Source organism: Pseudophaeobacter sp. A-200-2 (assembly GCF_041008815.1).
Lineage (GTDB): Bacteria > Pseudomonadota > Alphaproteobacteria > Rhodobacterales > Rhodobacteraceae > Phycobacter > Phycobacter gallaeciensis_A.
Genome location: NZ_JAXGFU010000001.1, coordinates 477,436 through 502,602 on the forward strand (window position 1 = coordinate 477,436; position 25,167 = coordinate 502,602).

Below are 25,167 nucleotides of genomic sequence, written 5' to 3' on the forward strand. Positions count from 1 at the left end.
TAGGCTGCGAGTACGTCTTTGCCTTCAGGAGCAGTCCGATGACTTTTGCTTTTGCCCCGGCCCGCACCCTTGCCCGCCTTGTTTTTAGCCGCCGCACAACGGTTCCCACTCTGGCGCTTTGCGCGACGCTCGGCGCGGGTATGCTGACGCTGCCCCCCACACCCGCCGCGGCCGGGGAGAAGGTGCAGGGAAGTCAGGTTACAATTCTGGGCCGCACCTGGATCGTCAGCCCTGTCGGCGATGGCACCGGTCGCTACCGGGCCGAGCGGCTGAACCGCAAGCTGGAAGCCTTCCGCCCTCCTGCAATGATCAGCGCCCGTCAGGCTGCGCGCGCCTACAAGGCCGCCACCGGCTGCACCGTCCGCCGCGACAGCATGCTGCGCACGATTTCCGGCGTCTACTACGCCGATCTGGTCTGCCGGTCGCGGTAACCGCGTACCGCGACGCCGCACGGCGCCTGCCACTCGCTCCCTTTTGCCTTCCCATTCAGATATTCATCGCCCCAATCCGGACCGGCTGCGCCGCTCCATTTCCGGGGCCGGAGAACAATTCATGAAAATTGCCATCAACGGATTTGGCCGCATTGGCCGCACCATCCTGCGCCAGATCCTGACACTGCCCGGATCCGAAAGCATCGAGATCGCCCGGATCAACGATATCGCACCGCTCGATATCTGCGCATACCTGTTCCAATACGACAGCACATTCGGCCCCTTCCCCGCGCCGGTGGAGACCGGAGAAGCCAGCCTGCACGTGATGGGGCGCACTATCCCGGTCAGCCATGCAGCGGACCTGACTGAGGTCGATCTGTCCGGTGTCGATGTGGTTCTCGAATGCACCGGCATCGCCCGAACCTCCGACGTGGCGCAACGCGGCCTGCAGGCCGGCGCGCGCAAGGTGCTGATCTCCGGCCCCTCCCCCGCCGCCGAACGCACCGTGGTTCTGGGCGCCAACGAGGATAGGCTGACAAACGCCCGCATCGTCTCCAACGCCTCCTGCACCACCAATGCCCTGGCGCCGCTGGTACGCCTGCTTGATGAACTCGCGGGCATCGCTTCAGCCCATATGACCACGATCCACTGCTACACCAACTCTCAACCTCTGGTAGATGCGCCCCGCGGCGATTTCGCACGTTCGCGTGCGGCGGCAATGTCGATGGTTCCAACCACCAGCTCGGCCACTCACCTGATCGACGAGGTCCTGCCGCAGCTGAAGGGCCGGATCAGCGGCGCTGCCGTCAGGGTGCCTGCCGCCAGTGTTTCCGCCGTCGATCTGGTGGCTAGCCTTGAAACCCCGTTCAGCGAAACTGACGCCCTCAGCGCGCTGAAGAAAGCCGTCGAAGGCTCTCCGGTGCTGGGCTGGACCGATCTGCCCCTGGTTTCCTCGGATCTGCGGGCCCGGCCGGAATCACTGGTGATCGCAGCGCCGGAAACCCGGATGTGCGGAGACCGGCAGATCCGTCTGTTCGGTTGGTACGACAATGAATGGGGCTTTTCCGCCCGCATGCTGGATGTGGCCCGGCTGATGGCGCAAAGCTGACCTCATCCCCGGCCCGATCTTGCCCCCGCTCCCAAGGTCTGGCTTCGGGGTCAAGGGCAGCGCAGCTGCCGCGCCTTGGCGCGGGCTCCCCTTGAGGCCGAAACCAGACCGATAGAATGGCGCAGGTACCTGAAGGCAGACCTGCCCTTCAGGCACCTCTCAGCAAAAAGAAAAGCGCCGCGCGGCAGCGCGGCGCCCGGCCCAACGGGACCAGATCATCACAGGATGATCGCAGGACGGGCGGGAGAGCCCCCGCCAATCCTTGGGACTTGGATCAGTCGTGCCCGAGGCTGCCCTGACCATGCCCCGACATGCCGCCCGAGACCTCCTCGGTGGCGCTGCCGGGCAGTTCCATGGGCAGCACCAGGTTCAGCACGATGGCGATTACCGCCGCTGGCAGTAGGCCGCTGGTCATCAGGATCCGCAGCGTATCGGGCAGATACTGCACCGCGCCGGGTTCCAACTGCAGCCCCAGCCCAACCGACAGGGAGATCGCAAAGATCACCATGTTGCGGCGGTTCCAATCCACATCGGACAGCATCGAAATACCTGCCGCGACCACCATGCCGAACATGACGATGACGCCGCCACCCAGCACCTCGATCGGAATGGTGCGGATAATGGCGCCGACCTTGGGCACCAGGCCGCAGATGATCAGAAAGATCGCGCCGCAGGTCACCACATGGCGGCTCATCACGCCGGTCATGGCGATAAGGCCGACGTTCTGGCTGAAAGATGTATTCGGCAGCCCGCCAAAGATCCCCGCAACCGCCGTGCCCAAACCATCGGCATAGGTCGCTCCGGCGATCTCTTTGTCGGTGGCCTCGCGCCCGGCGCCGCCCTGGGTGATGCCGCTGACATCACCCACGGTCTCAACAGCCGAGACAAAGGCCATCAGGCAGAAACCCAGGATCGCGGCAAAGGAGAACTCGAACCCGTATTTGAACGGCACCGGCAAGGCAAAGGCCGACGCGCGCGACCAGCTGGTTCCGATGGCCTCAAAGCTCACCATGCCGACCATCAGCGCGTAGATATAGCCCACGATCAGCCCCAGAAGCACCGCCGAAACCGACAGCATGCCACGGGCAAAGAATTTCAGTCCCAAGGTGGCAAAGATCACGATCAACGCGGCCGACCAGTTCAAGAGCGAGCCGTATTCCGGCTTACCAATGGCAGGCACGCCGCCTGCCGCGTACTGGATGCCGACCTTGACCAGCGCCAGGCCGATCATCGTCACCACCAGCCCGGTCACCAGCGGCGGCAGGGCAAAACGGATCTTGCCGATCACCGTCCCGAGCAACGCATGAAACAGGCCGCCGATCAGGACACCGCCATAAAGCGCGCCCAGCGCATCGACGCCCTTGCCCGCGACCAGCGGGATCATGATCGGCAGAAAGGCAAAACTGGTGCCCTGCACGATCGGAAGCGCGGCGCCAACCGGGCCGAGGGTGATCGTCTGCAGCAGCGTCGCCACCCCGGCAAACAGCATCGACATCTGGATCATGTACAACAGCTCGGGAAAGTCGGGCGAGTTCGAACCAAACCCGAACCCCGCCGCCCCGGCGACGATGATCGCAGGCGTCACATTGGACACGAACATCGCAAGCACATGCTGGATCCCCAGCGGTATCGCCTGGGTCAGCGGCGGCGTGTAATTCGGATCGCGCAGCTCTGCTGCCGTTCCGATGGAACCATCTGCCATTTTCATTTCCCTCTTCTGTTGGATCTGTTGGTGTTGTTATCGGTGCCACCTCTTATCGGGTGGGCTTGAAAACAGACGAGGCGCCCGTCAGGGGCGCCTCACCTCATATGCGGTATCGAACCAGTGTTCCTGCAGATTTGCGCCGGGACCGATCCGGTCCACCACGGCAAAGAGGCCGGGTTCGCATAGCGGCGTCAACACGCCGTGCCAGGTGCCACGGTGGAAATTGATGGCCTGACCCGGCTCTGTCTCAAAAGCCAGCGGCCTGCCCGGCGCATCGCCCAAATCTTGGGCAACAACCACAAGGAAACCCTGCCCCCCCATGGGGATAAAGGCCTGGCTTCCCTCCGGGTGGCGCTCCACCATTTCCAGCCGCATCGGCAGGCTGCGCGGCTCGGCGTTGAACAGGCTGAGGCCCGCGCGCCCGTCCGCAAAATCCATCTTTGCCCGGTCGTGATAACGCCCGCAGAGGCCCTGATTGATGATCTTGTCGGGCGCGCCGGAAATGTCGATCAGATCCCCGAACGGTGCAAAGGCCTCGGCGCTGATCGGCGTGATCTCGATGATCTCACTCATGGCAGGAGATCCTTCAGGCGAAATTCGGCAATCCGTTCAACCTGACGGCAGGCCTCGGCAAATTCGGTATCCCGGTCGTTTTCGATCCGCCGTTCAAAGGCCGCCAGGATTGATGCCTTGTCGTGATCGCGCACGGCGATGATGAAAGGGAAACCGTGTTTTTCCACATAAGCAGTGTTGAGCTGCGTGAAGCTCTCCCGCTCAGCGTCAGTCAACGCGTCCAGCCCGGCGCTGGCCTGTTCTGAAGTGCTTTCTGCGGTCAGGCGTTTCGCGGCGGCCAGCTTTCCGGCCAGATCCGGGTGGGCGGTCAACACGCCCAAACGCTCAGCCTCGCTGGCGGAGCGGAACATCCGGCACAGCGCATTGTGCAGCCCCAGTGCCGTGTCATGCGCCGGTCCCAGCTCCAGATCAAAGGCGCGTTCGGCGATCCAGGGAGAATGTTCGAAGATGCCGCCATAGGCCGCGACAAAGCTTTCCCGCTCCATCTGGCTCGGACGCATGTAGCGCTTGTGCGGGTGGGTCTCTGCCCAGTGATCGGCGATATCGGCCCGGCGCGGACACCAGACGCCCTCAAACCCTTGGATATAATCAAGGAACCGCTTCAGCCCTGCGGCCTTGCCCGGTCTGCCGATCAGACGGCAATGCAGACCCACCGACATCATCTTGGGCACTCCGGCCTCTCCTTCGGCATAGAGCACGTCAAAGGCGTCCTTCAGATACTGAAAGAACTGCTCGCCCGTGATGTAGCCCGGTGCGGTGGCAAAGCGCATGTCGTTGGCTTCCAGCGTATAGGGAATGATCAGCTGGTCCCGATCGCCCACCTCGAGCCAATAGGGCAGATCGTCGTCATAGGTATCCGAGATATAGTCGAACCCGCCTTCTTCGGCGACCAGCCGCACGGTATTGGCGCTGCAGCGCCCGGTGTACCAGCCGCGCGGGCGGGTTCCGACCACCTCGGTATGAAGGCGCACCGCCTCAGCGATCGCGGCGCGTTCCTCCGCCTCGGGCATGTCCTTGTGCTCGACCCATTTCAGCCCATGGCTGGCGATCTCCCACCCGGCGGACTTCATCGCGGCCACCTGCTCAGGGGAGCGCGCCAGCGCAGAGGCGACGCCATAGATGGTGACCGGGATATTCGCCCCGGTGAACATCCGGTGCAGCCGCCAGAACCCGGCGCGGGCGCCGTATTCGTAGATCGACTCCATGTTCCAGTGCCGCTGCCCCGGCCAGGGCGCGGCCCCGGCGATATCCGACAGAAAGGCCTCGGACGCAGCATCCCCGTGCAGCACGCAATTCTCGCCGCCTTCTTCATAGTTCAGCACGAATTGAACCGCGACCTTCGCACCGCCCGGCCAGGCTGCATCCGGAGGGGTGGCGCCATAGCCGATCATATTGCGCGGATATCTGTTCATGGTCTGCTGTCTCTTTGTTGATGTCGCCCGCCACTTTGGCAGGCAACCGCAAGCATAACCTCTATAATGGCAGAGGACCTGGCCCTTTTATCAAAATTTCCCGAAAACACTGTCAATCCGGCGCCATTTGCTCAACTCTCGCGCTTGGTGCAGGAAGAACAGACATAGCGAAGGAACTGCCAATGACCGGATACCTTACCACCCATGTTCTGGATACCGCCCGCGGCTGCCCGGCCGAGGGGCTGTCGATCACGCTTTATCGTGTCGAAGGTGGCACCCGAACCGAGCTGGCGCAGATGCAGACCAACGCAGATGGCCGCACCGACAGTCCGATCCTGCCACAGGGGGAGTTTGCGACCGGCACATACGAGTTGGAGTTCGACGCAGGCGGCTATCTGCGCGCCACCGGTCAGACCGCAGAGGAGCCACTGTTCCTCGACGTCGTGCCGATCCGGTTTGGCATCAGCGATCCAGAGCTCCATTACCACGTGCCGCTGCTGCTATCGCCCTATGGCTATTCCACCTACCGTGGCAGCTGAACGCCGCATCGGTCAGGCGCCGGGATCCTCGGCGCCCGTTTCGGTCTGGCGCATCGCCCGCGCCATCCGCTCGGTCATGAAATCCATGAACAGCCGGGTTTTCGGATCCTGATGGCGCCGGTGGGTGTAGAGACAGGCCATCTGCACCGGCACCGGCGGCGTCGCGGTGGCAACCGGCACCAGCCGCGCGGCCTCCAGATGCGGCGCCACCTCGAACACGGGTTTGAGGGCGATCCCCTCACCAGCCAGAGCCCAGTCGGTCAGCACATCGCCATCATCGCATTCATAGCGCCCGGAGACGGCAAAACGCTGCGGCCCCTCCGGGGTTTGCAGCATCCACTGAAACTCACTGGCGCCGGGATAGCGCAGGTTGAGACAATTGTGCCCCTCTCGGATCAGTGCCGCCCCGTCCTTTGGCATGCCACAGCGAGCAATATACTCCGGCGCCGCAACCAGAACCCGGCGGCAATCGGCGATCTTGCGGATCCGCAGGGTGCTGTCTTCGGGTTGCCCCAGAAAAAACGCCAAATCCAGCCCTTCGGTGGTCAGATCCACCGCCCGGTCCGATAGTCGCAGGCGCAGGTTGATTTCAGGATAGCTACCCAGGAATTCCGGCACCGCAGGCGCAACCAGTCGCCGCCCCACCCCCAGCGGCGCCGCGACGAACAGCGTGCCGCGCGGCGCATCGGTCAGGTGCATCACCTTGGCCTCGGCCTGATCCACCGCGTCCAGCACCGTGACCGCGCCGCTATAGAACACCTGTCCCTGCTCGGTCGCGGTCAGGTTGCGAGTGGTGCGCTGGAACAGACGAACGCCCAGATAATCCTCAAGCTGGGAAATCCGTGCCGAAGTTACAGCCGGAGAGATCCGCAGATCCCGCCCTGCCGCCGACATGGAGCCAAGTTCATAGACACGCACAAAGGTGCGGATATTGTCGAGGTAAGACATGGACGGGGCCGATATTATTCCAGAATTTTTGATACAGCTTGGATTTTATCTGCAATACCGAAGAATGTCCCCCTTGCCTAGGGTAAGGGCCAGAGACCGGACTGAGACCAGAAAGCAAAGACAATAGGGGCGTTTGCGCATGTATGAACTCGTGATGATGTGGGATTGGCTGGGCTTTGCCATCCGCTGGCTGCATGTGATCACCGCGATCGCCTGGATCGGCTCGTCCTTCTATTTCATCGCGCTGGACCTGGGCCTGCGCAAGGCGGCGGATCTGCCCCCCGGCGCCCATGGCGAAGAATGGCAGGTCCATGGCGGCGGCTTCTACCATATCCGCAAATACCTGGTGGCCCCGGCCGAGATGCCGGAGCATCTGATCTGGTTCAAATGGGAAAGCTATTCGACCTGGCTCTCCGGCTTTGCGCTGCTGATGGTAGTCTACTGGGCCGGGGGTGAGCTTTACCTTATCGACCAGTCCAAGGCGGATCTGTCCCTGTGGCAGGGCATCGCGATCTCTGCCGCCACCTTGTCGATTGGCTGGCTCGTCTACGACCGCCTGTGCAAATCCGGTCTGGCCGAGCGCCCTACCCTGCTGATGGTACTGCTGTTCGTACTGCTGGTGGCCATGGGTTGGGGACTCAATCAGGTCTTCACCGGCCGCGCCATGATGCTGCATCTGGGCGCCTTTACCGCCACCATCATGACCGCGAATGTCTTTTTCATCATCATGCCGAACCAGCGCATCGTGGTGAAGGACCTGCAGGAAGGGCGCACCCCCGATGCCAAATACGGCAAGATCGCCAAGCTGCGCTCGACCCATAACAACTACCTGACCCTGCCAGTCATCTTCCTGATGCTGTCGAACCACTATCCGCTGGCCTTTGCCAGTGAATACAACTGGCTGATCGCGGCGCTGGTATTCTTGATGGGGGTGACGATCCGGCATTATTTCAACACCCGCCACGCCAATGCAGGCAACCCGACCTGGACCTGGCTGGCCACGTTCCTGCTGTTCCTCGGGGTGATCATCCTGTCCACTGCCGGGCTGGAGCACGAAGGCGATACTGAGGAAGAGGCGGCTCTCCAAGGCACCGCCCTGGTGATGGCAGAGGCCGCAGGGTTCGAAGAGGTGCATGAGATCGTCATGGGCCGCTGTAGCATGTGCCACGCGCGCGAACCTTTCTGGGACGGCATCCGCACAGCGCCCAAGGGCGTGGTTCTGGAAACCGAGCGCGACGTGGCCCGCCGCGCCCGCGAAATCTACCTGCAGGCAGGCGTCACCCACGCCATGCCCCCGGCCAATATCACCTATATGGAACCCGAAGACCGCGCTGCGATCCGCCGCTGGTTCCGCGCCGCGCAGATGTGATCCGCGCCTTCTGATGGCGAGCGGCATGTCTATGTGCGCACCAATCCGCCACCTGCCCGATCCGCTCATGCGATGATACCTATCCCGGCTTTACCTCGGCTGTTGCTGTGCTAGGTTTTCCGCCGACAGGGGGGCACGCCCGCCCCCTGCCGCTGCCCGGAGCCTTGATGTACTCAAAACCGAAATCACGCTTTGCCTTGCGGCGTTTGGCGTCGGGCCTGCTGGTCTGCGGCTGCCTGCTGTCCGCTCCTGCTGAGGCCGCCGAAACCCTGCTGGTGGCTCCCGGTGCGCCGGATGATCTGACCGCGCGTCTGCAAGGCGCCTCTGCGGTTCTGGCCACAAGAGATCAGAGCGACGTTCAGGATCTTCTGGCGGCAGCGCTGTCGGATTACCGCACCATGGTGCAGGTTCTGTATGATGCGGGCTATTTCGCGCCGGTGGTGAATATTCGCCTTGATGGACGCGAGGCAGCGGCGATTGATCCTGTGACGCCGCCCAGCCGCATCGACCGGATCGAGATTTCGGTCAAACCGGGGCGCAGATTCACCTTTGGTGCGGCCGAGGTTCGTCCCTGGCCCAAGACCAGCGATATGAAGCTGCCGGACGAGTTCACCAGCGGCGCCCCCGCCAGCACCGGTGCCATCCGCGATGCAGCCAATGCCGGGATCCGCGCCTGGCGGCGGCAGGGGCATGCCAAGGTCGCCCTTGGCGGGCAGGACATCACCGCAGATCATCGCAGCGCCACGCTGAACGCGCGGCTGCGGCTGCAGCCCGGTCCGCAGCTGCGGTTCGGCAAGACCACGATTCTCAGCCCCAGCGCCGTCCGCGAAGACGCCATCCGCAAGATCGCAGGTTTCCCGCAAGGCGAAGTCTATCACCCCGATCTGATGTCGAAATCCGCGACGCGCCTTCGCCGCACCGGGGCCTTCTCCTCGGTCTCGCTGCAAGAGGCCGAGCGCGCCAACACCGATGGCACGCTTGATCTGAACGTAACGCTGGAAGACATGCCGCCCCGCAGGCTGACCTTCGGCGCCGAGCTGAGCACCACCGAGGGGGTGACGCTCACCACCAGCTGGATGCACCGCAACCTGTTCGGCGCTGCCGAAAAACTACGCTTCGAGGCCCGCGTCAGCGGCATCGGCGGCAGCAGCGATATCGACGGGCGCATCGCTGTGCGTCTGGACAGGCCTGCCACGCTCGGCCCCGATGACAATATTTTCTACCTGGCCGAAGCCGAGCGTCTGGATCAGGAGCATTTCACCGCCACCCATGGCATGGGCGGCATCGGGGTTCGGCGGGTGTTTTCCGACACGCTCTTCGCCGAAGGCACTGTCGGGTTCGATTCCATCCTCGCCACGGACGCCTTTGGCAAACGGCGTTTCAAATATGCTTTCGCCAGCCTGCGCGCCGAATATGACGGACGCGACAGCACGGTGGATCCCACCCGGGGCCGCTTCCTGAGTGGCCGCTTTACGCCTTTCTTTGGTGTCGATGGCAGCGATCCCGGCGCCCAGCTCACGCTGGATGCCCGAACCTATCATGGGTTTGGCGCCGATGACCGGATCGTGCTGGCCGGGCGGGCGCAGCTCGGGTCGGTCATTGGTCCTTCGCACAGTGGGGTCTCTCCGACGCTGCTGTTCTTCTCCGGCGGCGGCGGGTCGGTGCGCGGGCATGAATATCAATCCCTTGGCGTGCCCGTCGCAGGAAAGACCGCAGGCGGCCGGGGCTATCTGGCCCTGTCCGCGGAACTGCGCGGCCGCATCACAGAGAAAATCTCACTCGTCGGATTTTACGACCACGCCTACGTCGATGCGGATAGCTTCGTGTCGTCGGACTCGGCCAGCCACTCGGGCGCCGGGCTGGGCCTGCGCTACAACGTGTCGGGCATCGGCTCGATCCGGGTTGACCTCGCCTATCCCGTGACCGGCGGCAGCGACGACGGGCCACAACTCTACATCGGCATAGGACAGGCGTTTTGACCAGTACCCGCACCCTCACGCGCGGCAGCTGCCTGGCTGCGGCCCTGTCGCTCACCGCTGCTGTCGGCCCCTCCGACGCTCAGGAAACAGAAAGCGACAGCGGCGGCATGCTGGTGGGGTTCCTCGAAGACACCCTGTCTGCCGACAGTCGCTATATCACCGTGACCGGCCTCACTGGTGCCCTGTCCTCACAAGCCACGATCGAACGGCTAACCGTCGCGGATGATGATGGCGTCTGGCTCACCATCGAAGAGGCAAAACTAGACTGGAACCGGCTGGCCCTTCTGCAGGGGCGGTTTTCGGTCAACAGCCTCAGCGCCGAGAGCATCACCGTGGTTCGCAGCCCGACACCGGTGCCCGCAGACCCGGAGCTGCCCACCCCGGAAGCCACCCCACTCCGCCTGCCCGAATTGCCCGTCGCGATTGAACTGGGCGAGATCCGCGCAGGCCGCGTGGATCTGGGCGAAGACCTGCTGGGCCAATCCGCCAGCCTCTCCGTCACGGGGGCACTGAGCCTGGCCGATGGCGCGCTGCAGACCCGGCTGGAAACGGCGCGGCTGGACAAGCCCGGCGACCGGCTGTCGCTGGTGGCGGGCTATTCCGATCAGACCCGCCAAATTGATCTGGACCTGTCCCTGACCGAGGCCGCAGGCGGTTTGCTCTCCACCGTCCTGGCCCTTCCCGGTCGCCCGACCCTTGGCCTCACCGCAAAGGGCAGTGGCCCGGTCACTGATTTCAAAGCGGATATCGCGCTCAGCAGCAACGGACAGGAACGCCTTTCGGGTCAGGTCGTTCTGGCTGCGCTGCAGGATGCCGAGAGCGAACCGGATGAAAGCCCCAGCGGGATCGCCTTCTCGGCTGATCTGGGCGGCGATATCGACCCGCTTCTCTTGCCCGACTACCGCCCCTTCTTTGGCCCGGGCCTGCGACTGGTGACCCGTGGCCAGACCGTGGCAGAAGGCGGTGTCGCGCTTGATACGCTCGCGCTCAGCACCCGCGCCCTGCGCGTGACCGGCGCGCTTGCCACCGGCGCCACCGGCAACCTTGATACCGCCAACCTGAAGGTCCAAATCCAGCCCCCGTCAGGAGAAGCCGCCGTCGTCCTGCCCGTCCCCGGCGCGGCAACGACCCTTGCCGGGGCAGATCTCACCGCGCGCAAGACCACCGATGGCGCCTGGAGCGTCGCCGGAACGGTGAACCAGCTCAGCCATCCGCAGATGCGCCTTGGGGAACTGCGCCTTGACGGCTCCGGCACCCTCAAGAGCGCAGCAGATGACACCGGCCCGGCAGGTCTTGTCGGAGATCTACGTCTGGCCCTGCGCGATTTCGCGCCGCGCGATCCGGCGCTGGCACAGGCAACCGGCAGCGAACTGGAGCTTGTCACCACCCTCACCACCGACGGGCCGGATGCGCTGTCGCTGACCGGCCTGACGCTGAGCGGCTCCGACTACCGCGCCGCAGGCGACGCCACGTTTTCCGGCCTCGATAGCGGTCTCCGGGTGGCGGCGGACCTCAGTGCAGGTGCTGGCGACCTATCACGGTTCTCTGCGCTGGCGGGCCGCCCGCTGGGCGGCGCGGTGCAGGCATTGTTCACCGGGCAGTTCACGCCTCTTTCCGGCGCCTTTGACGTGGATCTGAACCTGCAGGCGCAGGACCTGAGCGCGGATATCGCCCAGCTGGATGCGCTGATGACCGGTCCTACCACGCTGAAACTTGTAGCCGCGCGCGGCGCAGACGGGTTGCGGATCGACGATTTCAACCTAGATAGCCGCGCCCTGTCTGCCACTGCCAGGGGCAGCCTGGACAGCGCCGCCGGACGGCTCTCCCTCACCGCCCGCCTGCTGGAGCTGGAACAGCTGGTGCCAGAGGTGCCCGGAACGCTGGAACTTGCGGCGGACCTGACCCGTGATGGCGACATCCTGTCGGGCCAGGCACGGCTCAAGGGACCGCATTCCTCGCGTGCGGATCTGGAAGGGTCCGTGCAGCTGGATGGCAGCGCCGATCTGACATTTGATGCGGCGCTCAACGAATTGCAGCGGTTCGTGCCGGAATTGCCGGGCGTCCTGGCCGCCAAGGGCGAGGCGCAGCGCAAAGACGGGGTCTGGAGCATCAATGCCAGTGCCACAGCCCCTGCAGAGGCCCGCGCCGATCTCTCCGGCACCTTTAGCGAGGCCAGCGGCGCGGCCGATATCGCCGCCACCGGTCAGCTGCGTCTGGAAGGGGCGAACCCCTTCATCAAGCCCAATCTTGCCAAGGGCGCGGCCCGCTTCGATCTGGCCATGAAAGGCCCGCCCGCACTGGAAAGCATTACGGGCACGATCACCACATCCGGGGCAACGCTGGCCCTGCCATCGGCGGGACAGCGCGTCGATGATATCAACGCCACCGTGACCCTGCAGCAGGCGCGCGCCTTGCTACAACTTTCCGCCAGCCCCGGCGACAGCGGCAGCCTGCGCGTCTCCGGGCCGGTGGCTCTGGCGGCGCCGTTCAATGCAGACCTTAGCATTGAGATCCTCGATCTGCTGATGAGCGATCATCTGAGCTATGACAGCCAGTTGAACGGGCGGCTGGCCCTAACCGGCGCGCTCACCGGCAACAGCCGCCTGTCCGGGCGCATCGACGTGGGTGAAACCAATATCAACCTCAACGCCACTGGCGGTTCGGTCACTGCGGCGCCGATCCCGCCGATCTCTCATATCGGGGCCTCTGGCGCCGTGAATGCCACCCGCGCCCGCGCCGGGCTGATCACGCAGGCGAAAAGCACGGGTGGCAGCGCGGGCCGTTCGAACATGGCGCTGGACGTGGTGATCGATGCTCCGGGCAAGATCTTTGCCCGTGGGCGCGGCCTGCGCGCCGAACTGGGCGGACGCATTCACCTGCGGGGCAGCACAGCGCGGATCTCACCCGCCGGGCAAATCGGCCTGATCCGCGGCACCTTCGACATTCTGGGGCGGCGTCTGGATCTGGACGAAGGGCAAATCACCCTGCTGGGCAACCTGGTTCCTTATCTTGAATTCCGCTCCTCGGCGCAGACGGAACAGGGCAGTGCAACGCTTGAGATTTCGGGCCTGATCGATGCACCGGAAATCAAGGTCACCTCCGAGCCGCCCCGCCCCAGCGAAGAAGCCCTGGCGTTGCTGCTCTTTGGGGATAACATCAAGGATCTGTCGCCGCTGGCACTGGCCCGGCTGGCGGCCTCGGCCCTGCAGCTGAGCGGTCGGGGCGGGCAAACTCAGGACACTCTGCGCCAAAGCACCGGCGCCGACGATGCCGAAGTCGGCCTGGACAGCCTTGGCGCCGGGCGACTGGGTCTGGGCGGTTATATCTCCGAAAACGTCTATACCGATGTGGATGTGAACACCCGCGGCGATAGCGAGCTGAGCATCAATCTTGACCTGTCCAAAAGCCTGACGGTGAGCGGCAAGGTCGACAGTGAAGGCGAATCCGGTCTGGGCCTGTTTTTCAAACGTGATTACTGACAGGCAGGCGCCGCGCCCGGCAACACTCTCCCCTCCGCGTTGGTAGCCGACCGATTACGCTCGAACGGGTGCGGCACCCCGGCGCTGCGCTGCTTCGATGGCATAGCGGGCGGTGCCGCTGACGCCAGCAGCATCATCGGTGATCAGCCACAGGGGCGTGGTGGCGCATTGCGCGGCAAGTTTGCCCCCCGGTTCGGCAAAGGCCGCCAGAAAATCACCGCGCGCACCGGTGCCAAGCACCCCGCGGGCGACGCTACCGGCAAAGAAGATCCCCTGGCCCGGCATATAGGCAGGCACCAGTTCGCGGGCTAACAACCCCAACAGCCGCGCCCAGGCGGGTACGCTGCGCTGCGCAACATGTTCCGACCCGTCCTGAAAGGCGGCAACGATCTCTGCCCCGCCTTCGGAGGGATCGCCGCCAAGGGCGCGGTGCAGCCGCACGAGTCCGCGACCGGAAAACAGCTCTTCCACGCTGGGAAATTCCTCCGGGCTACGCCCCAGAAGACGTGCCAACTCCTGCGCCAGCGGATCCGGCAGGCTGGCGTGACCCAGTTCTGCCTCGATCGTGTTCCCCCCGGCCGAAAGCGAGACATTGAAGCCGGTGCCGACACCGGCCACCAGTGCCTGCTCTCCCTGCTGGCGCCCGGCGCGCAGCGAGGACAGCTGTCCGGGGATCAGCACCGGCAGCGCGTGCCCAAGGGCAGCAAGGTCATTGACCACATCGACCCGGCCACCGGTTTCCAGCGGTAGTCTTTCAGCAAGTCCTGCCGCAGTACCGTGCCAGTCACGATTGGTCAGCCGATAGGTCCCACCGTAGACCGGCCCTGCCACAGCAAGGCAGCAGCCCTGCAAGGGCGGCAAATCCGGCTGCGCGCAATAGGCGGCCAGAACCTCATCCAGGCTGGAATAGCTGTCGTTCGGGAAATGTTTGAGCCCTGTCACGCCGATTTCCGGCCCCGCAAGAGCCAGCCGCGTATTACTGCCCCCAACATCCCCCACCAATACGGTCAGATCCGATGCCATTCCTGTCAGCCTCCTCGGGCGCCCCGGTTGTCGGGTGCTGTTATTTTAAGCTGCCGCATCGAATAGCAAAATGCAAATGTTGGCGCAACCATTGCCCGTGCCAGGATCGGCAAACACATCTTGCCGCAGATACGGCCCTCGCCGTAGGTTGGCCGCACCTAAGCTGAAGGAAGCAGATGCAAATGAAGGACAGTGCCGAACCAAGCTCCGTCTCTGTACGGCTGCGCAAACGGCTCGGCCGAACCTATCAACGGATGCGGTTCCTGTCCTCGCTGCGTCACTTGCACGGGCCGCGCGGCGTCTTTGCAGCCCCGGGTGAGGTCACCCTGATCGCCCTTGTGCGTGACGGGAGTTATTACCTCGACGCGTTTTTCGATCACTACAGCAGCCTTGGCATCCGCCATTTCGTGTTCTTCGACAACGGCTCGGAGGATGACACGATTGCGCGGATCCGCGAAAGACCGGGCACCGCCATCCTGCAATCGCGCCTGCCCTGGGGCCAGTTCGAGAACATGTTCCGCAGCTATGCCGCGCAGCGCTATGCGCACAACCGCTGGTGCCTGATCGTGGATATGGACGAGATCTTTGATTTCGAAGGGTGCGCCGAGGTCGGGCTTCAGGGGCTGACGCGCTACATGTCCGCGCGCGGATATACCGCCATGATGGCGCAGATGCTGGAAATGTTCCCCAAAGCGCCTTTGGCCGAGGTCGCGGACATGACCTACCCCGAGGTGCTGTGCCAGTTCAGCTGGTGCGACCTCAGCGCGATTACCGCCCATGACTATGACGCGCCGGACACTGGGCTTTCCTATTTTCTGAACCAGAACCGGATCGCCATGGGTGGTTCGCAGCCACTGCAAGTGCTGTTTGGCGGCGTGCGCGCCAAGGTGTTTTCAGAGCATTGCTGCCTGACGAAACACCCGTTGGTCTTTGTCGGTCCCGGGGTTGAGGCAGGCGTGCATCCCCATGCCGCCACCGGGGTGACACTGGCGCCGATGACGGGGCTGCTTAGGCACTATAAATTCGCCAACGACAGCCTGGCCCGCGACCGCAAATCCGTTGCCGAGGCGGCCATCGCGCATGGTGAGGACCAATTGCGCCTGTCGGTTCTGTCCAGCAACCCCGATCTTTCGCTGTGGTCCGAGGCGGCGCTGCAGGCACCCGAAATAGCCACCCTGCAGGACAAGGGGTTTCTGATGGCGTCAGAGGACTACAGTCAGCATATCCGGGCCTCAGCTGAGGGCGACTAGCTGCGCCTGATGCGCAGGGCGCGCTTAATTTGACGTGGCAGAATGGCAAAGCATTTCAGATAACGGGGCACCATCCGACCCGGACTGCTGAGCGCCCGCCAAAGCCATTCAAGTGCCAGTTTGCGCATCCAGAGCGGCGCCCGCTGCTGGTGCCCACCGAGAAAATCCAAACCCGCACCGACCGAAGCAAACCCGACGCCCGGGGCTAGTTCGCGCCCGCGCGCCGCCAGCAGCTCCTGCTTTGGCGCACCAAGCGCAAGGAAACACAGGCGAATTCCCTTTTGATCCAAGTTATGCAGGATCTCTGCCGCCTCGAGGCCTGCGGGGTCGAACACGCCAGAGGGCGCATGGCACCATGCCAGATCAAGTCCCGGCACCTTGGCCGTCAGCGCGGCGGAGGCATCCGAAAGCGCCTCGGCAGTGCTGCCGACCAGCGCCACCGGCACCCCAGCCTTTGCGGCCAGCCTGCACAGGGGTAGCACCATGTCCGATCCCGGCATCAGTTCAACCGGTCTGCCCGCCAGCTGTGACAGCCAGACCACCGGGCGCCCATCGGCAACAACCAGATCCTGCGCCGCATAGGCGGCAAGGAAATCGGCACTTGTTTCCAGTTTGACGAGATGATCCAGATTGACCGTAGCAAGAGCAAAGCCTTCACCGCTTGCAAACCGCAACAGGACCTCACTCTCCAGCCGGGGCCGGTCCGCGATGTTGACCTCAATCCGTGTGCCTTGAAACTCGAAATACACCAGTCCGCCTCACCCCTGTCTGCAAACCCTGCCAATAAATCCAGTCTGCAAAGGACTGATTACCCGTCTGCCCGCGTCTGGACCAGTCCGGCAGGGGTGCGCATAGGTAAACGTGGCATTGTTGCCATCCGTTTACCCGATTTCGCATTTCAGCGGGACACGAGGTGCAAGTTTACGTAAACTTTGACAGGTAAGGTCTATAAAACAGGCCATTACTGATCGTTTGTGATCGTCACCATCGAGAGTCCCGAACGCCGATGCCCAACGCCCTGGCCAATATGATGCTGCTAATCTGGCCGCTGGTCAGCCTGCTGCTGTTCCTGCGGCTGCCGCTGGAACGGGCAATCCTGTGGTGTTTCATCGGTGGCTATCTTGTGCTGCCGCCCCTGGCCGAGTTCGACCTGCCGCTGGTACCGGACATGGACAAGTTCACGATCCCTTCGGTCGTCGCTTTTGGCCTCTGCGTCTGGCTGTTGCGCAAGCCAGTGCCGCTGTGGCCGCGCCATCCGCTGGCTCGTGCGCTGACAATCCTGTTTGTCCTATGCGTCATCCCGACGGTCATGACGAATAAAGATCCCGTTCTGTTTCAGGTGCTTGAAGGGGCCGGCCCGATCATCTTTCTGACCGATATGCTACCTGGACTGCGCTGGCGTGATTTGGGATCAGTGATCATCAATCAGATCATAGTGCTGATGCCGTTTTTGCTGGCCCGACGCTATCTGTCCTGCGAAGCGGGACAGAAGGAACTGTTGCTGGCCCTCTGTCTTGCCGGTCTGGCCTATAGCATTCCGTCGCTGTTCGAGATCCGCTTGAGTCCCCAGCTCAACATCTGGATCTATGGATTTTTCCAGCACGATTTCGGCCAGATGATGCGGCAGGGCGGATTTCGTCCCATCGTGTTCCTGCCGCATGCGCTGTGGCTGGCCTTCTTCATCTTTTCCTCCATTGTTGCAGCTGTCGCACTTGCCCGGGCCGCACAGGAGCGGGAACGGACCAAATTCGCCCTCGCCTCTGTCTATCTCTTTGGGGTGCTCTACCTGTGCAAGAGCCTGGCTTCGCTTGCCTACGGGCTTTCCATCGTGCCGGTTGTGGCCCTGGCCCCGGCCCGCTGGCAAATGCGTCTGGCGATGGTAATTGCGGTGATCGCGGTGACCTATCCGATGCTGCGCAACCAGGGTCTTATTCCAACCGACGCCATTCTGGCACAGGCAGAGGCAATCAGCACCGAGCGGGCACAGTCCCTGGGTTACCGGTTCCACAACGAGGCGATGATGCTGGAGCGGGCCGCCGAAAAGCCCTGGTTCGGCTGGGGGGGCTGGGGGCGCAATCTGGTGCGCGACATGGAAACCGGCCGGATCATATCTGTGCCCGACGGGCGCTGGATCATCACTTTCGGCGCATTTGGCTGGCTGGGTTACATTGCCGAAATGGGCATGCTGACCTTGCCGATTTTTCTCCTCGCTTGGGAAATGCGCCGCCACCGGGGCCACGCGTTCTCCCCCTATGCAACACCGATCGCCCTGATCCTAGCCGCCACATTGGCCGATATGCTGTTGAATGACACACTCATCCCGATCACCTGGCTTTGTGCAGGCTCTGTGCTGGGATATGCCGAACGCCTGCGCAATCCGGACGTATTTCGTAGTAAGCGCAGCCTGTTTGACCGACAGCAAGCCATTAGAACGTCGGAACAGGCTCCGGGGCCACGCAGTGTCTTGTGACAGACGCTTTGCAAGCTTTTGCCCTTGCTGCCTCAATTTTATCGCGTTTCCGGCGTAATTGGTCACCATCCGTTCATAGCTTGGCCGCATATGGCGATCACTCTGGTCTTGGGCAATCAGGATTTCGGAAGTCTTATTTCCGAGGTTTTGACTGAATTCAGCCCAGCCGCATCTCGGTTTATTATTCCTAGGACCCCGCTTTCCCGGGGGCTTTTCCTATTTCGGAACAGAGGTTAACCGGGCGCGACAAGGGGTTGAAGGGATTGACAAAAGACGACCGGCCGTTCCACCTTCACGGCGCTGCGGGTTTCGGTTCAGGGTTGATGCGTAAGACGCGTAAAAGGTGAAGACTAAGTTGGGAAACAAAGACGAGAGCCAAACACGCGCCGACGCCTACTCCGGTGACATCGCCATCGTCGGACTGTCCGTCTGCCTGCCTGGCGCCGAGTCAGCTGCTGCGTTCTGGCGCAATCTGCGTGACGGCATTGAAGCCATCGAAGTGCTGGACGAGGCAAGCCTGCTGGAAGCCGGTGAACGGGCCTCTGTCCTCAGCGATCCCAACTATGTGCCTGCCGCAGCGCGTCTTGAGGGCTATGACGAATTCGATGCCGATTTCTTTGGCTTCAGCCCCAAGGAAGCCGCCATTCTGGATCCCCAGCACCGAAAGTTCCTTGAGGTCGCATGGGGCGCCATGGAGGATGCCGGCCACCCGCCCGAAACCATGGATGCGCCCATTGGTGTCTACGCGGGCTGCGGCATGGGCAGCTATTTCTATTTCAACATCTGCTCGAACCCCGCCCTGGTGGACGAGGTCGGCATGTTCCTGCTGCGCCACACCGGCAACGACAAGGACTTCCTGTCGACCCGCGTCAGCCATGTCTTTGATCTGAAAGGGCCATCGGTCAACATTCAAACCGCCTGCTCGACTTCTCTGGTGGCGGTGCACTACGCCTGCAAAGCGCTGCGCGAAGGGGAATGCGGCATGGCGCTGGCAGGCGGCGTCACCATCGAGCTGCCGCAGGGGCGTGGATACCTTTACAAGGAAAACGAGATCCTGTCGCCCGACGGCCATTGTCATGCTTTTGACCACCGGGCGCAGGGCACCGTCTTCGGCTCTGGTGCTGGGGCGGTGGCGCTCAGACGGCTGGAGGATGCCATCGCCGATGGCGACCATATCTGGGCCGTGATCAAGGGCTCCGCTATCAACAACGACGGCGCCGACAAGGCTGGCTATCTGGCGCCTTCGGTCGGAGGGCAGGCCACTGCCGTACGCAAAGCGCTGGCGGCAGCGGATGTGGCGGCTGAGACCATCGACTATGTGGAATGCCATGGCACCGGAACCTACCTAGGTGATCCAATCGAGGTCACCGCCCTCACAGAAGCCTACCGCGACAGCACCGAGGAAAGCGGCTTTTGCCGCATCGGCTCGGTCAAGACCAACATCGGCCATCTCGATACGGCCGCAGGGGTCGCTGGGCTGGCCAAGACCGCGCTGGCGCTGAAACATCAGCAGATCCCGGCCTCGCTTGGCTACGAGGCACCAAACCCGGCCATTGATTTCGACGGCTCACCGTTCAAGGTCAACGCCGCTCTCAGCGACTGGCAGTCCAATTCCGGACCGCGACGTGCCGCGGTGAACGCGCTGGGGGTTGGCGGCACCAACGCCCATGTCATTTTGGAGGAAGCGCCAGACCGCGGCGCCTCCGACGAAAGCGATTTCCCCTTCCATGTGCTCTGCATTTCGGGCCGGTCCAAGGCGGCGCTTGACGACAACAGCGCCGCGCTGGCCGCGTGGCTGCGCCAGAACCCCGAGGTGGATCTGGCCGATGTGGCCTATACTCTGAAGGAAGGGCGGCGCGGTTTTGCCAAGCGTCGGGTGCTGGTGGCCGAAACCGCAAGCGAGGCCGCCGATCTTTTGGAGACTGGCGATCCACGCAAGGTCTTTACACACGACCATCTGGGCGATGCGCCCGAGGTCGTCTTCATGTTCCCGGGCGGTGGTGCACAATACGCGGGCATGGCGCGCGACCTTTACGAAACCGAACCGGTCTTTGCCGACTGGATGGACCGGGGGATTGATCACCTCCAAGCCAGCCTCGACTATGACATCCGCGCCCTGTGGCTCCCCGAAGAGGGGCAGGAGGAGGCCGCGAATGCAGCCCTGCAAAAGCCCTCGGTGCAGCTGCCGCTGATCATGATCGTGGAATACGCGCTGGCGCAGCTCTGGATCAGCTGGGGCGTGCGCCCCGCTGCGCTGGTCGGCCATTCCATGGGCGAAAACACCGCCGCCTGTCTGGCAGGGGTGATCTCATTCGAGGATTGCATCGATCTGGTGCTCTTGCGCGGGCAGCTCTTTGACACCGTGCCTGCGGGCGGCATGCTGTCCGTCTCCCTGCCGCTGGCCGAGGTGGAGGCACTGATCGGTGACGATCTCGATATCGCCAGCGTCAACGCGCCGCGCCTGACCGCAGTTTCCGGTCCGCAAGCGGCGCTGGACCGGCTGGCCAAGGACCTGAGCGCACGCGACATCGACCATCAGCGGATCCAGATCGATATTGCGGCCCATTCGCGGATGCTGGATGGGATCCTTGAGCAATACGGCGCCTTCCTGCGCGGTCTGACCCTGTCGGCGCCGCAGATCCCGGTGATGTCCAACCGCAGCGGCGCCCAGCTGACGCCAGAGCAGGCCACCGACCCCGACTATTGGGTCAGCCAGCTGCGCGGCACTGTGCAATTTGGCGCCTGCATCGACAGCTTGGCCGAGGTGCCGGGCCGCATCTATCTGGAGGTCGGCCCGGGCAAGGCGCTCAGTGCGCTGGCGCAAATGGCCCCGGCGGTCACCCCTGGACAGGCGCTCAGCTCATTGCGCCATCCCGAACAGGATGTGATGGATGATGCCTATTTCTTTGGCGTCATAGGTCGGCTCTGGGCCTGCGGCTATGACGCCGATTGGGATCAGATCTGGGGCGAGGCAAAGCGCCATCGCCTGCCGCTGCCCACTTATGCCTTTCAGCGCAGCCGCTATTTCATCGAACCCGGCACCGCCGCGCAGGTCGAAGAGGCTCCCCTGCCCGCCCGCCATGATGACATCGACAACTGGGGTTACCGTGCGGCGTGGCGCCCGCGCCTTGCCGATTGCGCGCTGGATGTGGACACCGAGCTGGATCAGGACCCGCAATGCTGGCTGATCTTCGAAGACGACATCGGCCTTGCCTCTCAGGTGGCGGACAGGCTGGTGGCGGCAGGGCACGCCGTGGTGCGGCTGCGCACCGGGGATACCTATGCGCAGCTATCGCCGACCTCTTACATCTTGGCGCCCGAACAGGGCCGCGCGGGCTATGCTGCACTGCTGGCGGATCTGGCCCGGACCGAGATGCTGCCAACCCGGATTGCGCATTTCTGGCTAGCGACCGACGGCGAGACCTTCCGCCCCGGCAGCTCCTTCTTTGACCGCAATCTGGAAACCGGGTTTTACGCCCTGACCGCGCTGGCGCAGGAGCTTGGCAGCGCCGATCTGCCCCAGCCGCCGCACATCACCGTCTTCACCACCGGCGCCGCGCAGTTGCGGGACGAGGCTTTGCCGGATCCGGAAAAGGCGATGATCGCCGGTCCTGCCCGGGTGATCCCACGCGAATTGCCTGGATTCTCCTGCGCCACGGTGGACATCGAACTTCCCCGCGCAGAAACAGGTCTGCTGGCCCGGATCAAGGGCGCGGCGGCGCCAGATATCTCCTCTCGCCTGCTTGAGGAACTTCTGGCCGAGCCGACCAGCACAGCCGCCGCCTGGCGCGGTGAAAAACGTTATGAGCTGGACTGGCGCCCGGTCGAACTGCCGCCTGCCGAGCTGCCCACCTTCAAAAAAGGCGGAACCTATCTGATCACCGGTGGCTATGGTGGCATTGGCCTCTCAATCGCCCGGCACCTGCTGGAAGAATACGCCGCAAATGTCATCCTGATTTCGCGCGAGGGCCTGCCCGAACGCGGCGGATGGGCGCAATATCTGCGTAGTCACAGCCCCGCCAACCGCACCGCCACGCGCATCCGCGCGGTCGAGGTGCTGGAGGAGATCGGCAAGGGCGCGGTGCTGCCGCTGGCCGCCGATGTCTGCAACTCCGGCCAGATGCGCGCCGCGCTGAAGGCCGCCGAGGACCGCTTTGGCCCCCTTACCGGGGTGATCCATGGCGCGGGCAGTATCGATGACGGGCCATTGCTGGCGAAATCGGACGAACAGATCGCCAAGGTCCTGGCCCCAAAGGTCAGCGGGTTGCGAGTTCTGGACAGCCTGTTCCCCGATGGCAGCCTTGATCTGATGGTGCTGTTCTCCTCTTCCTCGACGGTGACGGGACCGGCGGGACAGGTGGACTACATCGCCGCCAACGAATACCTCAATGCATGGGCAGCGCATCGCCGGGGCGGCAAGACCCGTGTCGTGGCGGTAGATTGGGGCGTCTGGGCCGATACCGGCATGGCCTCCGAAGCGATGGCCGCGCGGCAAGGCAGTGACGGCCCCTCGGATCCTGTGCCCTGCGCAGAGGCCCTGCTGGACAGCGAAGGATTTGATGGCAGCGGCAACCGGATCTACCGCACCCGGCTCGAGGCGGCCCGTCATTGGCTGCTGAATGAACACCGCACCGCCGATGGCACCGCAGTGATGCCCGGCACCGGTTACATCGAACTGGCTGCAGAGGCGATGACGGCCCTTGGCATGGCCGAGGATGGCGCGCTTCCGGCCTTTGAACTGCACGACCTTTACTTCCTGCGCCCGCTTGTGGTCGCCGATGACAGCCCGGCAGATCTGCTGATCCGGCTGCTGGCCGAGGAAGACGGCTACGCGCTGTCCTTCTACACCGCTAGCGGCGAAGGCTATGCCCTGCATGCCGAGGCCAAGGTGACATTTGCAGAAACACAGACCATGGCGGCGCCTGTTGACCTCAGAGCTCTTGCCGCCCGCTGCCCGTCGCAGACCGAAACCGATGGCGCGCGGCTGAAATCCCCGCAGGAGGCCAACCTGCTTTTTGGCCCGCGCTGGCATGTGCTGCAGCGCATGGCCTTTGGGAGTGGCGAAGGGATCGCGACACTGCAACTGGCCGATGCGGCCAAATCCGACGGAACGATTCTGCACCCGGGGCTGCTGGATCTGGCAACCGGCTGGGCCATCGCGCTGGCGCCGGGCTATAGCCCTGACCACCTTTGGGTGCCCCTGTCGTACCGGGCCATCCGCATCCATGCGCCACTGACCGAGACAATCCACAGCCACATGCGCCTGTCCGCGCAAGCCGCCGACGCCGCTGGCGAAGGGACCGCCGTATTCGACGTGACGCTATGCAATGATACAGGGCGGGTTCTGGTCGAGATCGAAGGCTTCCGCATGCAGCGGATGACGCAGGCTCTGGCTCCCGCTGCAACTGCGGCGGCTGATGTCAGCGCCGCCGATATTGCCATGGGCAAAGGTGGCAGCGCCCAGCCCCTGTCGCCCGAGGAACGCCGCCTTCACCACAATATCGCAAACGGCATCCGCGCCGAAGAAGGGGGCGAGGCCCTGACGCGCGCCCTTGCCGCGGCAAATTCCGGCGGCCTGTCGCAGGTCGTGGTCTCAGCCCTTGATCTGCCTGCCCTGATCGAACAGGCCAAGATGACCAGTTCCGAGGCCCCATCGGACAGCCAAAGTTTTGAGCGCCCGCAGCTCGACACTGATTACGTAGCGCCGGAAAACGCGGTTGAGGAGGTCCTGGCGGGATATTTCCAGACCCTTCTGGGGGTGGGCGAGGTCGGCACCCGCGACAGCTTCTTCGATCTGGGTGGGCATTCCCTGATCGCGGTGCGGCTGTTTGCCCAGATCAAGCGGGATTTTGGCGTCGAGTTCCCCCTGTCAGTCCTCTTCGAAGCCCCAAGCGTTGCTGATCTGGCGACCAGGATTATCGCCCGAACAGGTGGCGGCGTGACCACCGAAGGCAGCGCGCAGGCCCCGGACACTACCGATGAGGCAGGGCCAGAACCCTTTACCCATCTGGTCAAGCTGCACTCTGGAGATGGCACCGGTCGGCGTCCTTTCTTCCTTGTGGCTGGCATGTTTGGCAACGTGCTGAACCTGCGGCATCTGGCCCAGATGCTGGGCAGCGACCGCCCGGTCTACGGGTTGCAAGCCCGCGGGTTGATCGGGGACGTCGCGCCACACGACAACATTGCCGAGGCCGCCGCCGATTGCCTGCACGAGGTGCGGCAGATCCAGCCGCAGGGCCCCTATCTTCTGGGCGGTTTCTCGGGCGGTGGCATCACCGCCTATGAAATGGCGCAGCAGCTGAAGGCTGCCGGAGAGGAAATCGCAGCGCTGATCCTGCTCGACACACCGCTGCCAGTGCGCCCACCGTTGAGCCGACAGGACAAGGCGCTGATCAAACTGCAGGAGTTGCGCCGCAAGGGACCGTCCTATCTGGCGGAATGGGCGCGCAACCGCGTTGCCTGGGAGATCACAAAACGCCAACGTCGCCAGGGCAGCAACGATGCAGGCGCCGCGCCTGCCTTTAACAACCGGCAGATCGAAATGGGCTTCCGCGCCGCTGTTGCCAGCTATGAATTGCAGCCCTGGGACGGCGCCATGTCGCTGTTCCGTCCGCCACTGGACCAGCACTGGCAGGTCTCTGGTGGCAATTGGGTCAGCGCCGAGCGGGAGTATGTCTTTGCCGACAACGACTGGACCCGCTGGGCGCCGGAGATGGAGGTGATCGAAGTGCCCGGTGACCACGACAGCATGGTGCTGGTACCCAACGTCAGCGTTCTGGCGGCTGAGGTCAAAGCGCGGCTGGACCGGGCCGAGGCTGGCTATACTGCGCCAGCACCGGTGCATGCCGAGCAAGTGCGCAATCAGGCGGCGGAGTAGATGT

The 25,167-nt window shown here is 63.6% G+C and carries 15 protein-coding genes; 9 read left to right on the forward strand and 6 right to left on the reverse strand.

Features of this window, described 5'->3' with window-relative positions; genetic code table 11:
* Window positions 1-38 precede the first annotated feature (38 nt).
* Window positions 39-431, forward strand: coding sequence for a hypothetical protein (locus tag SM766_RS02185; protein WP_274827877.1), 393 nt, complete (start codon window positions 39-41; stop codon window positions 429-431).
* A 121-nt stretch (window positions 432-552) separates the two neighbouring features.
* Window positions 553-1,539, forward strand: a complete 987-nt coding sequence (locus tag SM766_RS02190; protein ID WP_368946740.1) for a type I glyceraldehyde-3-phosphate dehydrogenase — start codon at window positions 553-555, stop codon at window positions 1,537-1,539.
* Window positions 1,540-1,813: 274 nt separating this feature from the next.
* On the opposite strand, the gene SM766_RS02195 is transcribed toward SM766_RS02190, so the two are convergent.
* The 3 genes from SM766_RS02195 to puuE all read right to left on the reverse strand — a co-directional run bounded on the left by SM766_RS02195 (window position 1,814) and on the right by puuE (window position 5,229).
* The gene (locus tag SM766_RS02195) at window positions 1,814-3,241 is read right to left on the reverse strand and encodes a uracil-xanthine permease family protein (protein ID WP_274833812.1); all 1,428 of its coding nucleotides are present in this window, start codon (window positions 3,239-3,241) and stop codon (window positions 1,814-1,816) included.
* Between the two features lie 87 nt (window positions 3,242-3,328).
* The gene (locus SM766_RS02200; protein ID WP_368946741.1) at window positions 3,329-3,817 is read right to left on the reverse strand and encodes an ureidoglycolate lyase; all 489 of its coding nucleotides are present in this window, start codon (window positions 3,815-3,817) and stop codon (window positions 3,329-3,331) included.
* A complete protein-coding gene (puuE, locus tag SM766_RS02205) occupies window positions 3,814-5,229 on the reverse strand; it encodes an allantoinase PuuE (RefSeq protein WP_368946742.1) in 1,416 nt (471 codons plus the stop codon). Before puuE ends, SM766_RS02200 begins: the two co-directional genes overlap by 4 nt.
* Before the next feature lie 182 nt (window positions 5,230-5,411).
* On the opposite strand from puuE, the gene uraH reads away from it, so the two are divergent.
* Complete coding sequence (gene uraH, locus SM766_RS02210) at window positions 5,412-5,768, forward strand: hydroxyisourate hydrolase (protein ID WP_368946743.1); 357 nt, start codon at window positions 5,412-5,414, stop codon at window positions 5,766-5,768.
* 12 nt (window positions 5,769-5,780) lie between these two features.
* Here the strand turns inward: uraH and SM766_RS02215 are convergent, their stop codons facing one another.
* Window positions 5,781-6,716 (reverse strand): LysR family transcriptional regulator, encoded by a 936-nt coding sequence (locus SM766_RS02215; RefSeq protein WP_368946744.1) that lies wholly within the window; start codon window positions 6,714-6,716, stop codon window positions 5,781-5,783.
* Between the two features lie 139 nt (window positions 6,717-6,855).
* Here SM766_RS02215 and SM766_RS02220 point away from each other — a divergent pair, with 139 nt between their 5' ends.
* The 3 genes from SM766_RS02220 to SM766_RS02230 all read left to right on the forward strand — a co-directional run bounded on the left by SM766_RS02220 (window position 6,856) and on the right by SM766_RS02230 (window position 13,543).
* Entirely contained in the window at window positions 6,856-8,085 is a 1,230-nt protein-coding gene (locus tag SM766_RS02220) for a urate hydroxylase PuuD (RefSeq protein WP_274833802.1), read from the forward strand.
* 167 nt (window positions 8,086-8,252) lie between these two features.
* Window positions 8,253-10,064: an autotransporter assembly complex protein TamA gene (locus SM766_RS02225; RefSeq protein ID WP_368946745.1), complete on the forward strand. Its 1,812-nt coding sequence runs from the start codon at window positions 8,253-8,255 to the stop codon at window positions 10,062-10,064.
* Window positions 10,061-13,543, forward strand: a complete 3,483-nt coding sequence (locus tag SM766_RS02230; protein ID WP_368946746.1) for a translocation/assembly module TamB domain-containing protein — start codon at window positions 10,061-10,063, stop codon at window positions 13,541-13,543. Before SM766_RS02225 ends, SM766_RS02230 begins: the two co-directional genes overlap by 4 nt.
* A 54-nt stretch (window positions 13,544-13,597) precedes the next feature.
* On the opposite strand, the gene SM766_RS02235 is transcribed toward SM766_RS02230, so the two are convergent.
* Window positions 13,598-14,566, reverse strand: coding sequence for a glucokinase (locus SM766_RS02235; RefSeq protein ID WP_368946747.1), 969 nt, complete (start codon window positions 14,564-14,566; stop codon window positions 13,598-13,600).
* 182 nt (window positions 14,567-14,748) lie between these two features.
* Here SM766_RS02235 and SM766_RS02240 point away from each other — a divergent pair, with 182 nt between their 5' ends.
* A complete protein-coding gene (locus tag SM766_RS02240) occupies window positions 14,749-15,816 on the forward strand; it encodes a glycosyltransferase family 2 protein (RefSeq protein WP_368946748.1) in 1,068 nt (355 codons plus the stop codon).
* Here the strand turns inward: SM766_RS02240 and SM766_RS02245 are convergent.
* Entirely contained in the window at window positions 15,813-16,565 is a 753-nt protein-coding gene (locus SM766_RS02245; RefSeq protein WP_368946749.1) for a WecB/TagA/CpsF family glycosyltransferase, read from the reverse strand. The two genes, SM766_RS02240 and SM766_RS02245, sit on opposite strands and share 4 nt — an antisense overlap.
* Before the next feature lie 257 nt (window positions 16,566-16,822).
* Between SM766_RS02245 and SM766_RS02250 the strand changes: the two genes are divergently transcribed.
* Together SM766_RS02250 and SM766_RS02255 are read left to right on the forward strand one after the other, a co-directional pair.
* Entirely contained in the window at window positions 16,823-18,286 is a 1,464-nt protein-coding gene (locus tag SM766_RS02250; RefSeq protein ID WP_368946750.1) for a hypothetical protein, read from the forward strand.
* A 355-nt stretch (window positions 18,287-18,641) separates the two neighbouring features.
* On the forward strand, window positions 18,642-25,163 hold the full coding sequence (locus tag SM766_RS02255; RefSeq protein ID WP_368946751.1) for a type I polyketide synthase: 6,522 nt from the start codon (window positions 18,642-18,644) through the stop codon (window positions 25,161-25,163).
* The last annotated feature ends 4 nt before the right edge of the window (window positions 25,164-25,167 follow it).

Bases quoted from the DNA above. Each gene is read 5' to 3' on its own strand.
- SM766_RS02190 (WP_368946740.1), top strand. From the start codon at position 553: ATGAAAATTGCCATCAACGGATTTGGCCGCATTGGCCGCACCATCCTG.
- SM766_RS02200 (WP_368946741.1), bottom strand. From the start codon at position 3,817: ATGAGTGAGATCATCGAGATCACGCCGATCAGCGCCGAGGCCTTTGCA.
- SM766_RS02215 (WP_368946744.1), bottom strand. From the start codon at position 6,716: ATGTCTTACCTCGACAATATCCGCACCTTTGTGCGTGTCTATGAACTT.
- SM766_RS02225 (WP_368946745.1), top strand. From the start codon at position 8,253: ATGTACTCAAAACCGAAATCACGCTTTGCCTTGCGGCGTTTGGCGTCG.
- puuE (WP_368946742.1), bottom strand. From the start codon at position 5,229: ATGAACAGATATCCGCGCAATATGATCGGCTATGGCGCCACCCCTCCG.
- uraH (WP_368946743.1), top strand. From the start codon at position 5,412: ATGACCGGATACCTTACCACCCATGTTCTGGATACCGCCCGCGGCTGC.
- SM766_RS02220 (WP_274833802.1), top strand. From the start codon at position 6,856: ATGTATGAACTCGTGATGATGTGGGATTGGCTGGGCTTTGCCATCCGC.
- SM766_RS02235 (WP_368946747.1), bottom strand. From the start codon at position 14,566: ATGGCATCGGATCTGACCGTATTGGTGGGGGATGTTGGGGGCAGTAAT.
- SM766_RS02185 (WP_274827877.1), top strand. From the start codon at position 39: ATGACTTTTGCTTTTGCCCCGGCCCGCACCCTTGCCCGCCTTGTTTTT.
- SM766_RS02195 (WP_274833812.1), bottom strand. From the start codon at position 3,241: ATGGCAGATGGTTCCATCGGAACGGCAGCAGAGCTGCGCGATCCGAAT.
- SM766_RS02250 (WP_368946750.1), top strand. From the start codon at position 16,823: ATGCCCAACGCCCTGGCCAATATGATGCTGCTAATCTGGCCGCTGGTC.
- SM766_RS02240 (WP_368946748.1), top strand. From the start codon at position 14,749: ATGAAGGACAGTGCCGAACCAAGCTCCGTCTCTGTACGGCTGCGCAAA.